This window comes from Marinomonas fungiae (assembly GCF_001418205.1).
Lineage (GTDB): Bacteria > Pseudomonadota > Gammaproteobacteria > Pseudomonadales > Marinomonadaceae > Marinomonas > Marinomonas fungiae.
Genome location: NZ_LIQF01000003.1, coordinates 272,239 through 285,411 on the forward strand (window position 1 = coordinate 272,239; position 13,173 = coordinate 285,411).

Sequence of the window (13,173 nt, forward strand, 5' to 3'; positions counted from 1 at the left end):
GCATAAAAAAGCCGAGCTAGCAGCTCGGCTTTTTTGATTCTTACTGACGCTCGGATTAACCGCGGCGTAGGAAAATGGGGCGTGGATCCGCCACATCGCCTTGGTAAGCCACATTAAATGGTTTGTTTAGTGTTAAAGCAATCTCTAGGTTCACGTCTTCCGCGAACTCAAAGCTGTTGAAACCGCAGCGGATCAAGTAGCCTTGCTGGTCAGCCATAAAGCCACCTAACGCGCGGATTTCACCTTGGTAGTTCAAGCGTTCACGTAGTAGGCGAGCGTAGCTGAAGCCACGACCATCCATAAACGTTGGGAAGTTCACGCCGATAACATCGAATTGGCTTAAATCAACGCCAGCAAGCGGTTCAACGCCTTCACCTGCATCGATCCAGATACCTGCAACTTTGCCGATGCTGTCTTGGTTATCTAGCCATTTTTGCATTGGTACGATAGCGTTTTCAGTTGCTGTCGCGTCAGCGTCTTGTTGCCATACGTAAGTGTTTTCGACGATTTCGCCGTTTTTAATTAGCTTTGGCATATGCGGCCTCTTTAAACGGTGCCATCCCAATACGGCGGAATGTGTCAATAAAGCGTTCTTCGTCACTGCGAGCAGAAATGTACACACCGATGATCTTCTGGATCACATCAGCAATTTGCTCTTGTGCGAAAGATGGGCCAAGGATTTTGCCGATAGACGCATCGTGACCAGACGCACCACCAAGTGATACTTGGTAGAACTCTTCGCCTTTCTTATCAACACCTAGGATACCGATGTTACCCACGTGGTGGTGACCACAAGCGTTCATACAGCCAGAGATGTTTAGGTCAACTTCACCAATGTCGTATAGGAAATCTAGGTTGTCGAATGACTCTTGGATTTGCTCAGCGATTGGAATCGATTTCGCGTTAGCAAGACCGCAGTAGTCGCCACCAGGACAACAGATCATGTCTGTCAGTAGACCTAGAGTTGGGGTGGCAAAGCCGTTTTCTTTAGCTGCTTCCCAAAGTTCGATCAATTGATCCTGACGAACATCTGCCAGTACCAAGTTTTGCTCGTGACTTACACGTAGTTCGCCGAAGCTGTATTGGTCAGCAAGGTTAGCGGCTTTTTCCATTTGATCTGCCGTCGCATCACCTGGCGCTTGACCTGGTTTCTTAAGCGATAGCGTCACAATACGGTAGCCGGGCTTCTTGTGCTCAAATGTGTTGCGTTCATACCAGCGAGCGAAGCCATTGCTTTCAGCAAGTTTTGCCGTCAATTCAGCTGGCTGATCTTCTAGCACTTCGTATGCAGGCTCTGTGAAGAAGCTAGCTAGACGATCGAATTCACTCATAGGCACAGTGCTTTCTGTGCCGCGTAGGTGTTCCCATTCAGCGTCAACACGCTTACGGAATTCTTCAATACCTAGTGCTTTAACTAGGATCTTGATGCGTGCTTTGTACTTATTGTCACGACGACCTTGTTGGTTGTAAACGCGGATAATGGCGTCTAGGTACGTGAGTAGGTCAGCACGTGGGATGAATTCTGAAATCGTTTCACCCACCATTGGTGTACGGCCAAGGCCACCACCAACGATGACTTTGAAGCCGATTTCGCCAGCATCGTTCTTCTTAAGGTGAAGACCGATATCGTGTACCTGTGTTGCCGCACGGTCAGCAGACTCTGTCGCACATACAGCAATTTTGAATTTACGTGGTAGGAACGCAAATTCTGGGTGGAAGGTAGACCATTGGCGGATCAATTCACAGTATGGACGTGGGTCCGCTACTTCGTCAGAAATGACACCCGAGTACTGGTCTGTAGTCGTGTTACGAATACAGTTACCGCTGGTTTGTACAGCGTGCATTTGAACTTCAGCTAGTTCCGCTAGGATATCTGGCACATCCTCAAGTTTAGGCCAGTTCAACTGAAGGTTTTGGCGCGTACTAAAGTGACCGTAGCCGCGGTCGTAACGGCGTGAAATATCAGCAAGAGTACGTAGCTGAGTACTTGACACCATGCCATATGGGATCGCAACACGTAGCATTGGTGCGTAGCGTTGGATGTATAGGCCATTTTGTAAGCGTAAAGGAAGAAACTCTTCTTCTTTAAGCTCTTTATTCAGGTAGCGGCGAGTTTGGTCGCGAAATTGCGCAACACGCTCTTCCACTAGCTGCTGGTCAATTGCGTCGTATTGATACATAAAAGACTGAACCGTTGTTGTATAAATTCTTAGGTAGACTAAATCTACCAAAATTCCTTTATTCCTAAAATGAATATTTATCTATATCTTTAAAAATAAATCGACTAACAACATTGGCACAAATATCCAAATACGAAAAAATACCTTAGTTTTTTACTAGGTCTTCTGTTTTGCCTTGAGAGTGCGGTAACATACCCTCATAGACACATCACACGTTTATTAAGGGTGAGTATGAACATTACAATTACTGATAGTGCACAAGAATATTTGTCTGGCTTGCTAGATAAGCAAGGTGTAGAAGGCATGGCTGTGCGTATCTTCATCCAACAACCTGGCACGCCATATGCTGAAACATGCCTAGCTTACTGCCGTCCAGAAGAAGTGGTTGAATCTGATGAAGTGCTGGATCTGCCAAAACTCCGTGTCTACATGGAAGTGAACTCTGTACCTTTCCTAGATGAAGCTTTCGTAGATTACGCGACAGAAAAAATGGGTGGACAGCTAACGATCAAGGCTCCTAATGCGAAAATGCCTAAAGTGAGTGCTGACAGCCCAATCGAAGATCAAATTAACTACGTACTGTACTCTGATATCAACCCAGGTCTTGCCGCTCACGGTGGAGATGTGAAGTTGGTTGAAGTACTTGAAGGCGGTGTTGCGGTATTACAATTTGGTGGTGGTTGCCAAGGTTGTAGTGCAGTCGATCTAACTCTGAAAGAAGGTGTTGAGAAAACCCTAGTAGAGAAGGTTCCTGGTCTAACAGCGGTGAAAGATGCCACTGACCATACGGTTACCGATAACGCCTTTATGTAATTTTGCATTAAGCAAAAATGACATATTAAAAATGGAGCCGATTGGCTCCATTTTTATTGCTAACGTTTTCGCTTATGAGCGAGGGCGTTTTGGTAGTACGTCTCTTAGAGACTCTGCCATTTCTAGCAGTGTCTTCTCAGTTGTGTCCCAATCAATGCAGGCATCAGTGATCGATACGCCGTATTGCAAGTCGGCAGTGTTTGCTGGCACCTTTTGGTTGCCCCAACCGATATTACTTTCAATCATTAGGCCCATGATGGAATTATTGCCATCAAGGATTTGACGCGTTGCATCCAATGCCACTTCTGTCTGGCGCTCAGGTTTCTTAGCAGAGTTCTCGTGCGAGCAGTCCACCATGATGTTGTGCTTTAGGCCTGCTTTGGTTAGTTCCGCTTCGCTTGCAGCAATGTGTTCTGCACTGTAGTTAGGTAGACCGTTACCGCCACGTAAAACTAGATGGCCATACTCATTGCCCTTAGTATTTACGATGGTAACTTGGCCACCTTCATTGATGCCTAGGAATGAATGCGGGTGTGAAACAGATTGCATCGCATTTACCGCAACGGTCATAGAGCCATCAGTACCGTTTTTGAAGCCGACTGGGCCAGATAGGCCTGACGCCATCTCACGGTGAGTCTGGGATTCAGTTGTACGTGCACCGATTGCAGACCAGCTGATGAGATCTTGGTAGTACTGCGGTGAAATAGGATCTAGCGCTTCAGTAGCTAATGGCAAACCAAGTTCCGAAAGATCTACTAACAGCTTACGCGCAATGCGCATGCCTTTGTTAATATCGAAAGAGCCATCTAGGTTTGGATCATTGATCAAACCTTTCCAACCTACCGTGGTACGTGGCTTTTCAAAGTAAGCACGCATAACAATGTATAGAGAATCGCTCACTTTTTCAGAAAGTGTTTTCAGACGACGTGCGTAATCAAGCGCGGCTTCTGGATCATGAATAGAACAAGGGCCAATCACAATAGCCAGACGGTGATCTTTACCGTCCATGATATTCTTGATTACGTCACGTGAGCGTGCAATTTGCTCACGAATGTCATTGTTCAATGGAAGTTCTTGCTTCAACTCTTTTGGGGTTACTAAAGAACTGAAGGAAGCAATATTTAAATCCTCTAAGCGTGAATCACTCATCTCTCTAAATTCCTAATATAACTTTTCGTGCAATATGAATGCTTGTTTTTTTATGTATGAGCAACATTACATGGTTTTTTTAAAAGATTGAAGGGGCTTTAGAAAGAAAAATGCTAAAAAAATGGCTTTTCATATAGCAATGAAATAAAAAAAAAGGGCACTCAGTTTGAGTGCCCTTAGTGTCAGTGGCTGGATAATCGTCAAAAGAATAAATACTTCACGCCAAAGCTCGCGAGTGCCGTGGCGAGGACTGGTTGAAGTACTTTGTTCGGGACAAAAGATGCAACCTTAGTACCGATGTAAATGGCGGGAATAGAGCCAATTAGCAAGCCTGCCAAAAGGTGGTAATCAACGTTGCCTAGAAACACGTGGCCAAGACCCGCAACCAGTGTAAGCGGGACCGCATGAGCTAAGTCTGTACCAACAACATTACGTGCCTGCATTGCTGGAAAGAGGAGCATCATCATTGCAGTACCTAAAGCGCCAGCACCGACAGAAGTCAAAGTAACAAATACGCCGAGCACTAACCCACAGACAAAGATAGCATTTCTACCTTGTTTCTCTGAAAGGTTGGGCTTTAATAAGCCATGTAAACGCTTACGGAAAATGATCACAACCGCGGTGACAATCAACATTAAGCCTAACGTGCCCGTTAAAAGGTGTTGATAGTGTTCAGGGTGTTCAAAGTTGGATAATGCCCAGACGGTTACGAAAGAGGCAGGGAGGCTGCCTGCCGCCATAGCCCCCATAATGCGCCAGTTTACGTTGCCGCGTTTAGCATGCATGACCACGCCCGTACTTTTTGCAATGCCTGCATAAAGTAAGTCTGTGCCGATGGCGATATGCGCCGGAAAGCCAAACATTAGCAATAAAGGCGTCATTAATGAGCCACCGCCAACACCGGTGATACCGACCGCTAAACCAACACCTAAGCCAGCTATGATGTACCAAATAAAGTCCATTGTTTTTCATCTTTGTGAGATTAATGTTGGCAACCATAGAGCTTTTTTACTATTCTATAAAGTAATATTTTTTTATGTTTTTAACTCTTTTTAGAATAAGGATAACTGGCCCATGAAGTTACAGCAGCTAAGATATATCTGGGAAGTTGCCCGACATGACTTAAATGTCTCGGCGACAGCTCAAAGCCTCTACACTTCTCAGCCAGGTGTCAGTAAGCAGATTCGACTGTTAGAAGATGAGTTGGGAATTGAGGTATTTGCTCGTAGCGGTAAGCACTTAACGCATATTACACCGGCGGGTGAGCGTATCATTGCGTTAGCTGGTGAAATCTTAAATCAAACTCAAAACATCAAGAAAGTCGCAAAAGAATTTAGTGATGAGCGCAAAGGCTCTCTTGATATCGCAACGACACATACTCAAGCTCGTTATGCCTTGCCCAAGATTATTCATGACTTTATTGATGGTTATCCAGATGTAAGCTTGCATATGCATCAAGGTACGCCCATGCAAATTGCTGAAATGGCGAATGATGGCGTGGTGGATTTTGCTATCGCCACTGAAGCCTTAGAGATGTTCGGCAACCTTGTTATGCTGCCTTGTTATACGTGGAACCGCTCTGTCGTCGTTCCTAAGGAGCATCCTTTAGCTAAAGTGGAGAAACTAACGCTGCAAGAGCTAGCAAAGTATCCTATTGTGACTTATGTTTTTGGTTTTACTGGTCGTTCACAGTTAGACGATGCTTTCCAGTCCGCTGAGCTCGAACCAAATGTTGTGTTTACTGCCGCAGACTCGGATGTTATCAAGACTTATGTACGGTTAGGTTTAGGTGTCGGTATTGTTGCGACAATGGCTTATGATAAAGAAGCCGACAGCGATTTAGTGGCGCTGGATGCATCACACTTATTTGCTGATAGTACGACTAAAATTGGCATCCGATCGAATACCTTTATTCGCGGTTACATGTATAAATTCATTCAGTCCTTTGCACCGCATTTGACGCAGGATATTGTGATGCAAGCGATGGAGTCGTCTTCGCGACAAGAGGTTGAGGCATTATTTGAAGGTATAGAGCTGCCACGATACTAATATTAGACTGTGAAATTAGAAGGAGAGCTTAAGCTCTCCTTTTTTCATGGCAATCTAAATTGCCTGATTTTCTATAAAATCATTGGGCAGATTTTCAGTTAGATATTTCATGATGCCGATATCTGCACTTTGTTGCAGATCACGTACACCTTGGTTACCAAAAATACGGTTGAACTCAATCAAGTAGGGAATGGAGCCAACCATTGCAACATCAAAGCCACCGTGATCTATTCCTAGTGAGGTTGCGACATACTCAACTAGGTCCAGTGCTTCTTTGGGGATTAACGCAACTTCTACTTTGCCGCCTTGGCTGACATTATTGTAGAAGCCTTGTTCAGCTTGCAAACGCCAGTAACCGCCAACTACCTCGTTACCCACCCAAACGATGCGTAGGTCGCGATCAATCGGTAAATATTCTTGAGCGTAAATGATAGGAGATTTTTCGGTGTAATCTCGCCATTGCACAGGATTATCAATCAGAAACACACCATTGCCCATACTGCTTCGAGGAATCTTGGCCACGAAAGGGGTTGGCATCGTATCCCATATACGCTCAGCTTCATAAGGTGTGTTAGCGCAAATCTCAGTGTACGGATGATTCATCGGAATGATCGTCATAAATGTTCGCGTCATTTCAACCTTATCATGACCAATCATGTAGGAAGCCAAGCTTGGAAAAATACGTTTCTTAAGTCCATGGACTAATGCGTTGAGTTGCCAGTACTCAGGGAATAGTACCCAGTCAGCTTCACGAATAACATCCAAGTGCCCGAACATGTTTTCTGGCTTGATATAATGCACATTAGGTAAGTGAAGCGTTCTTAACGCATCAAAAGAAACGATTTTCATGGCCGTCAGCCTCAGTGATGAACACGGCGCGATAATAAGACCAGTTGCGAAATTCACAAAGCAATATTTGCATGATTTTTGGTCTACTTGATTGAAAAAACAAATATTCGAAAATTGAGATAAAGCGAACCTCTCATGGTTGGCTAAGTGGTGAGGGGGCAACTGTTCATTGGTGGAGAACTAATGTTACCAGACAATTAGAGGATACCCATGAGCTATAAGCAGTTAGTAGAATGATCTGTCAGTCATGAATAGATTATAGCTATGTGCAAAGAGACAGGTTTTACTGTAGAAAGTTGTATAAGCAATTGCGGCATAGTAGTAGACGATGCTAAAAAAGGACGCTTGATTCGTTAAGAGTCCACGAAATACACCCGAGACGTCTGTCAAGCTGTAGGCGTAATGCAGTTAGGTTCTCGCCGTTGCTTACATAAGATTACTGCAGATAATGGAACGGAGGGGCTGTGCAAATGAAAGTGCTGCTAAAAAACTCCAGGCATCATTATCTACTGCCTTTTATGCTTTGATAGTATCATGCCCATTTTGTGTGATAGGGAATAGATTTTTACTTATCTATCCGTTAGAATTTTATAGCTGAATAGCTTGGGTTTAAGGATGAATTCTTTTCATAAGATATCAACTGAACTAAGGGAAATAGTTTCTTATGGTTAGTTCTATCAATATTTTTTATCCTGTCAAATGCCTCTATTTTTCACTCTTATTGAAGATTTGATTTGTTAATTATAATGCATGATATTTTTAAATTGTATCTGTGCTTCTTGGTGGGTTAATTGAAAAATAAAAATTTATCTAATTATCGAGCTGATATTGATGGGTTACGTGCGTTTGCTGTTTTATCAGTTGTTTTATATCATGCTTTTCCTGATTTTTTAAAGGGAGGGTTTATTGGTGTAGACATATTTTTTGTGATTAGTGGTTTCCTAATTACGGGGCATATTTTTGAATCTTTGGATAAAGGTGACTTTAGTTTTACAGGGTTCTTTGTTCGCAGGATTCGAAGAATATTTCCAGCTCTTATATTAGTGATGGTTGCATCGTTATTATTTGGTTGGTTTGTTCTTTTGTCAGATGAGTATGCGCAATTAGGAAAACATGTAGCGAGTGGATCGGCTTTCATCCAAAATTTCACCTTATCTTTTGAAAGTGGTTACTTTGACAATCAATCCGAAAGTAAACCAATGCTGCATTTGTGGAGTTTGGCTGTAGAGGAACAATTTTATATTATTTGGCCTCTTATTATTTGGCTGGCATGGAAGCTGAGAGTTAATGTAATATTTGTCACGATTTTTGTTGCATTTATTTCATTTTATATGAATATGAGGTTTGTGGATACGAACCCAGTAGAAACTTTTTATTGGCCCGTAGGACGCTTTTGGGAACTATTGAGTGGTAGTGTTTTAGCATGGTTATTTCTATATAAAAGAGAACAGCTAACTGGAATAAGTCTTCATGTAAATAGTTTATTTGTGGGAAACACTTCTACAAAGAAAAACCCTACTCGTGTTTGGGTTACTGCTAATGCTGTATCAATTACAGGTATCGTACTTCTAATTGTTGGTGTGATAAGTATGGATAGAAGTATGCCATACCCATCATTTTGGGCTTTGATCCCCGTAGTTGGTGCTGTGCTTATCATTTTCACTGATTCCAATGCATGGATTAAGCGTGTACTTCTGGCAAACCCTATTGCAACTTGGTTTGGATTAATTAGTTATCCTCTTTATTTATGGCATTGGCCTATTTTATCTTTTTTACAAATCATAGAAGAACACACACCTCACAGAGATGCCAGGATCTTAGCGGTCGTATTATCTATTTTCTTGGCTTGGTTGACTTATAAGTTTATAGAGAAGCCTATTAGATTTGGTGTTCTTAAAAATAGAATCGGTGCTTTTTCGTTAACATTTTTAATGGTTTTTGTTGGGGTGGTCGGTTATTGTATAAGTATTTCAGACTTTAGAAGTTATGATCATGTGTTCTTTAAGAGAACTAGCCTTGAGAATAAGTTTGGGTCTTCATTGAAATGGTATGAAGGAAAAGATAATTGGCTGTTCTTAGGCAATGAGTATGATAATACTGTTGCTAAGTTAAAGCTTTCTGTTGTTCCTAGTGCTGATGAAATTAATGAAACTGTCAAGCCATTTGAAGAGTTGGCAGTAGTAGGATCTGAATATAATACAAAAATAGCATTAATTATTGGTCCTAATAAATCAAGTGTCCATGGCGAATACCTACCCGATGAGCTACTTCCGTCAGAAAAAAGATATATCTCTTTTTTTAAAAGCCGATTTCAGGAAGTTGAAAATTTAGTTGTATATGATCCTACAGATGATCTAATAAATAAAAAGTCTTCTGAAGGGCTTTTATACTGGAGGACTAATACTCACTGGAATCCTAAAGGCTGTTATATTGCATATAAGGGATTTACTGATTTGTTAGGTATCCCTAGTCCTGATGTGGATTTTGAGCCAGGTCCGTTACATAAGGGAGATTTGATCTATATTTCTAAACTCTATAATTTTCCTTTAAGTCTTGGTGATGGTTGGAATATAAAGTGGAATAGGGATATTAGTCTTAGTTCAACGTCAATAACTGATCAACCAGAAACATCGTTTGGTGTCTCTGAGGTTGTCACTAACCACTCGCCACTTTCTGAAAAAACGGTATGGGTGATAGGTGATTCATTTACAGCTGGGCTGCGGCCATACCTGAATGCTACATTCAAGGAGGTCCGATATATAGGGCATTGGGCCTATAATCTTGATACGTTGTCTTCTGTGCTTCAGAGAGCAGAAAATAAGCCGGATCTAGTACTCGTTGTTAGAGTTGAGAGAAGCTTTTAATTTTAGATGCTTAGCGGCTGCAAGGCCCCCGCCTTAAAAAGTGACTTGTTACTTAGTTCTAACCAACACCATACAACTGACTAGCTTCTTCCAAAACTGGTCAGTTGTATAAATATGCCGGAAATTCGCTGGGATTATCAGAAAGAGCAAACGCATGAACAATATTTGACCGCCTCGATTACTTTAAACAGATGCGTATCATCTCAACTGCAGGCTTTGAGCTTATCTTTATGGCGATTTCGAAACTATGATTATGAGCAAAGTGAAGCGGTACACGTTCATTGCGGCTTAATTTAAACTTAATTTCCTTGTATTAGATTGAAAGATTGTTGAGTGACTTGAGCACTTAGCAAGCTTTTACTTATATACTCAAAAAACTCTTCTTAGTTAATGCGTTAAGGTAGTCGTATCATGAGAATACTGTTAGTGGAAGATGATTTATCTCTTGGAGATGGTCTTTGTGTTGCTTTACGTCGAGAAGGTTTTACTGCTGATTGGCTGACAGATGGCGTTCAAGCATTACAGGCAGTGGCCCAAGAGCAATTTGATCTGGTCATACTTGATTTAGGGCTACCTAGAATGGATGGTATTACCGTATTGACCAAGCTTCGCGAAAAGTCGATTGATATCCCGGTATTGGTTCTGACAGCTCGTGATGGTATTGAGGATCGTGTGGGCGGCTTGGATGCGGGAGCTGACGATTACGTGGTGAAACCATTCGACTTAGTGGAAATTATCGCGCGTATCAGAGCCATCGTGCGGCGCTCAAAAGGACGTGCCATTTCGGTCATCAATCACGGAGAAATTGAGCTTCAACCAGACAGTATGCAAGTGAAATACAAAGACCAAGATGTACAATTGACGCGTCGTGAGTTCGCTTTGCTATCTGAGCTCATTTCACGTCCTGGTCATGTCTACACTCGAGATGCGCTGGTGCAATCTTTATACGGTTGGGGTGAAGAGGTTGAAAGCAACGCTTTAGAAGTACATGTTCACCACTTACGTAAAAAGTTCTACTCAGAGCTGATCCGAACCATTCGTGGTGTCGGTTACGTCATCGAAAAAATCGCAGGAGAATGACGTTTGCTGCAGTTCTTGCAAAAAAAACTACCGAATTCCATAAGGCAACGCACCCTGATTATGGTGATGTCGGTGTTTGCCTTTACCAGCATTTTGTTAGGTATTGTTGGTGTCATCGCGGCAAATCATGAAGTAGAAGAGTTGTTCGATGCGCGTCTCGCTCAGCAAGCTCGATTGCTATTGCACCTAACCAATGATGATATTGAGGCGGGTAAATCAACGCCAACCTTTGTTTACCCAAATACCGTAACCGCTTTGGATGAGTATCATCTATCCGAAGTCGGCCACCATTACGAAAGCAAAGTTTACTTTCGTATTTGGCGTAACGGTGAGGTTGTGGTGGCCTCGGAAGACTTAAGTATTGAACCTGAAGTTGATGATGGTAACGGCTTTGGTTATACCGACAGTGGTGCTTATGAGTGGCGTACCTTTGAGCTAACTGCGGTGACAGAAAGTGGCGGTGATTCACGTATTGTTGTGGCAGAGAGATCCGATGTGCGCGGTGAGATGGTAACCGAAATCGTATTGAATTCCGTTTTGCCAGAAGTGATTGGCTGGCCATTAATTGCAGTACTGGTATGGATGGCCGTTAGTGTCGGTCTAGAGCCTCTGAAGCAATTAACCAGTCGAATTAAACTCATTGAGCCATCTAAGTTGAAGCCTGTAAGTGTTCAAAACGTACCTCAAGAGCTGGCGCCTGTGCAGCAAGCTATCAATAGTTTACTGTTATCGATTGATCAATTGATGGCACGCGAGAAAAGATGGATTGCAGACGCAGCTCACGAGCTGCGAACACCATTGGCGGTGTTACGTTTACATGCTCAAAATGCGGAGTCTGCCGAAACAAATGAAGAGCGGCACCATGCTCTAAAACAATTACAAAGTGGTGTCGACCGAAGCACAAGAATTGTGGCTCAATTACTTTCTTACGCGCGCGTTGAGAGTCAGTTGCAAGCTGTAGAGCATACTCCAATCGACGTCATGAAAATTACACGCCGTATTGTTGCTGACCTTTTTCCTATGGTGTGGGAAAAGCAGATCACCATTGAGATCAATGAAGATCAAGAAAGGTTAATGCTACCGATAGAGGAAAATCATTTCGAAGTCATTTTGCAAAACCTGATATCAAATGCGGTTAAATTTACACCAGAGAAGGGTGCTATTTATATTGATTGGCATATTGAAAAAAATGGTGTGGCGTTTGAGTTTAAAGATACTGGTATCGGCATTGATGAAACGGAAATGGAGCGTCTGACTGAGCGATTCTATCGTGGGAGTGATCAATCAGGAGCAGGGTTAGGTTTATCAATCGTAGCAACTCTGGCCAAGTATTATGGGGCAAACTTATCATTTGCTAGTAACCAGCCCTCGGGGTTGATTGTGCGCATACGCTTTCCTCAATAAGAGTGCTTGATATATGTAACACCGCCTTAGGGCGGTGTTTTTGTTGTAAAAGAGGAGGTTGTTGTGCCGGAATGGATTTACATCTTGTTGTTAACGCTGATGGCTGGGCTTGCAATGCCACTAGGTGGTTGGTTAGCCACCATTGACTCAATACGTCCAAATTGGCTGGATGAGGAACTGCGCCACAGCATTACGGCTTTTGGTGGGGGCGCGTTACTGTCAGCGATTGCCTTGGTTTTGGTGCCGGAGGGAATTGAGCCATTTTCCATCATTATAAGTGCGATCTTATTTCTTGTCGGCGGGATGCTTTTTATGCTGATCGACATTTATTTATATAAGCACAAAAGTGCCGCGGGCCAGTTGGTGGCAATGTTGTCTGACTTTATACCAGAGTCTATTGCCCTTGGTGCGTCTTTAGCACTTGGCAAGGGGTCGTCACTACTTCTGGCAAGTTTAATTGCAATGCAAAATCTCCCCGAAGGCTTCAATGCATTTCGGGAGCTTAAAGAATCAGGTCGTTTAACTGATCGTAAAATTCTACTTCTGTTTAGCTTGCTGGCCTTAAGTGGGCCTGCTGCAGGCTTGGCGGCGTATTATTGGCTGGCGCATTTTGAGGCTTTCATATCTGGCGTGATGTTGGTAGCTGCGGGTGGAATTTTATATGCAGTATTTCAAGATATTGCTCCCCAAGTGAAGCTTGAAAGGCATTGGGCGCCACCGCTAGGTGCTGTGATGGGCTTTGTGTTGGGCTTGGTTGGTTTTATGATGAATCACTAAAACGATGC

11 protein-coding genes are annotated in these 13,173 nt (G+C 43.0%); 6 read left to right on the forward strand and 5 right to left on the reverse strand.

Annotation, left to right across the window (positions count from 1 at the left end; translation table 11 throughout):
• Positions 1-55: 55 nt before the first annotated feature.
• Complete coding sequence (locus ASC49_RS06265; RefSeq protein ID WP_055462373.1) at positions 56-535, reverse strand: DUF934 domain-containing protein; 480 nt, start codon at positions 533-535, stop codon at positions 56-58.
• A complete protein-coding gene (locus tag ASC49_RS06270; RefSeq protein WP_055462374.1) occupies positions 519-2,180 on the reverse strand; it encodes a nitrite/sulfite reductase in 1,662 nt (553 codons plus the stop codon). Before ASC49_RS06270 ends, ASC49_RS06265 begins: the two co-directional genes overlap by 17 nt.
• A gap of 231 nt (positions 2,181-2,411) precedes the next feature.
• On the opposite strand from ASC49_RS06270, the gene nfuA reads away from it, so the two are divergent.
• Positions 2,412-2,993 carry a Fe-S biogenesis protein NfuA gene (gene nfuA / locus ASC49_RS06275; RefSeq protein WP_055462375.1) on the forward strand — a complete coding sequence of 194 codons (582 nt, stop codon included), beginning with the start codon at positions 2,412-2,414 and terminating at the stop codon, positions 2,991-2,993.
• 72 nt (positions 2,994-3,065) lie between these two features.
• Here nfuA and ASC49_RS06280 read toward each other — a convergent pair whose 3' ends face one another.
• Together ASC49_RS06280 and ASC49_RS06285 are read right to left on the reverse strand one after the other, a co-directional pair.
• Positions 3,066-4,142 carry a 3-deoxy-7-phosphoheptulonate synthase gene (locus ASC49_RS06280; protein ID WP_055462376.1) on the reverse strand — a complete coding sequence of 359 codons (1,077 nt, stop codon included), beginning with the start codon at positions 4,140-4,142 and terminating at the stop codon, positions 3,066-3,068.
• Positions 4,143-4,342: 200 nt separating this feature from the next.
• The gene (locus tag ASC49_RS06285) at positions 4,343-5,104 is read right to left on the reverse strand and encodes a sulfite exporter TauE/SafE family protein (protein WP_055462377.1); all 762 of its coding nucleotides are present in this window, start codon (positions 5,102-5,104) and stop codon (positions 4,343-4,345) included.
• 112 nt (positions 5,105-5,216) lie between these two features.
• On the opposite strand from ASC49_RS06285, the gene cysB reads away from it, so the two are divergent.
• Positions 5,217-6,191, forward strand: coding sequence for an HTH-type transcriptional regulator CysB (gene cysB / locus ASC49_RS06290; RefSeq protein WP_055462378.1), 975 nt, complete (start codon positions 5,217-5,219; stop codon positions 6,189-6,191).
• A 54-nt stretch (positions 6,192-6,245) separates the two neighbouring features.
• On the opposite strand, the gene ASC49_RS06295 is transcribed toward cysB, so the two are convergent.
• Positions 6,246-7,040, reverse strand: coding sequence for an ATP-grasp domain-containing protein (locus ASC49_RS06295; RefSeq protein ID WP_055462379.1), 795 nt, complete (start codon positions 7,038-7,040; stop codon positions 6,246-6,248).
• A 791-nt stretch (positions 7,041-7,831) separates the two neighbouring features.
• Between ASC49_RS06295 and ASC49_RS06300 the strand changes: the two genes are divergently transcribed.
• The 4 genes from ASC49_RS06300 to ASC49_RS06315 all read left to right on the forward strand — a co-directional run bounded on the left by ASC49_RS06300 (position 7,832) and on the right by ASC49_RS06315 (position 13,165).
• The gene (locus ASC49_RS06300) at positions 7,832-9,904 is read left to right on the forward strand and encodes an acyltransferase family protein (RefSeq protein ID WP_055462380.1); all 2,073 of its coding nucleotides are present in this window, start codon (positions 7,832-7,834) and stop codon (positions 9,902-9,904) included.
• A gap of 411 nt (positions 9,905-10,315) precedes the next feature.
• Entirely contained in the window at positions 10,316-10,984 is a 669-nt protein-coding gene (locus ASC49_RS06305; protein ID WP_055462381.1) for a response regulator, read from the forward strand.
• A 3-nt stretch (positions 10,985-10,987) separates the two neighbouring features.
• Entirely contained in the window at positions 10,988-12,388 is a 1,401-nt protein-coding gene (locus ASC49_RS06310; protein ID WP_055462382.1) for an ATP-binding protein, read from the forward strand.
• 63 nt (positions 12,389-12,451) lie between these two features.
• The gene (locus ASC49_RS06315) at positions 12,452-13,165 is read left to right on the forward strand and encodes a ZIP family metal transporter (protein ID WP_245624652.1); all 714 of its coding nucleotides are present in this window, start codon (positions 12,452-12,454) and stop codon (positions 13,163-13,165) included.
• Positions 13,166-13,173 lie beyond the last annotated feature (8 nt).

Coding starts and splice junctions, on each gene's coding strand:
- ASC49_RS06265 (WP_055462373.1), bottom strand. CDS start 535: ATGCCAAAGCTAATTAAAAACGGCGAAATCGTCGAAAACACTTACGTA.
- ASC49_RS06270 (WP_055462374.1), bottom strand. CDS start 2,180: ATGTATCAATACGACGCAATTGACCAGCAGCTAGTGGAAGAGCGTGTT.
- nfuA (WP_055462375.1), top strand. CDS start 2,412: ATGAACATTACAATTACTGATAGTGCACAAGAATATTTGTCTGGCTTG.
- ASC49_RS06280 (WP_055462376.1), bottom strand. CDS start 4,142: ATGAGTGATTCACGCTTAGAGGATTTAAATATTGCTTCCTTCAGTTCT.
- ASC49_RS06285 (WP_055462377.1), bottom strand. CDS start 5,104: ATGGACTTTATTTGGTACATCATAGCTGGCTTAGGTGTTGGTTTAGCG.
- cysB (WP_055462378.1), top strand. CDS start 5,217: ATGAAGTTACAGCAGCTAAGATATATCTGGGAAGTTGCCCGACATGAC.
- ASC49_RS06295 (WP_055462379.1), bottom strand. CDS start 7,040: ATGAAAATCGTTTCTTTTGATGCGTTAAGAACGCTTCACTTACCTAAT.
- ASC49_RS06305 (WP_055462381.1), top strand. CDS start 10,316: ATGAGAATACTGTTAGTGGAAGATGATTTATCTCTTGGAGATGGTCTT.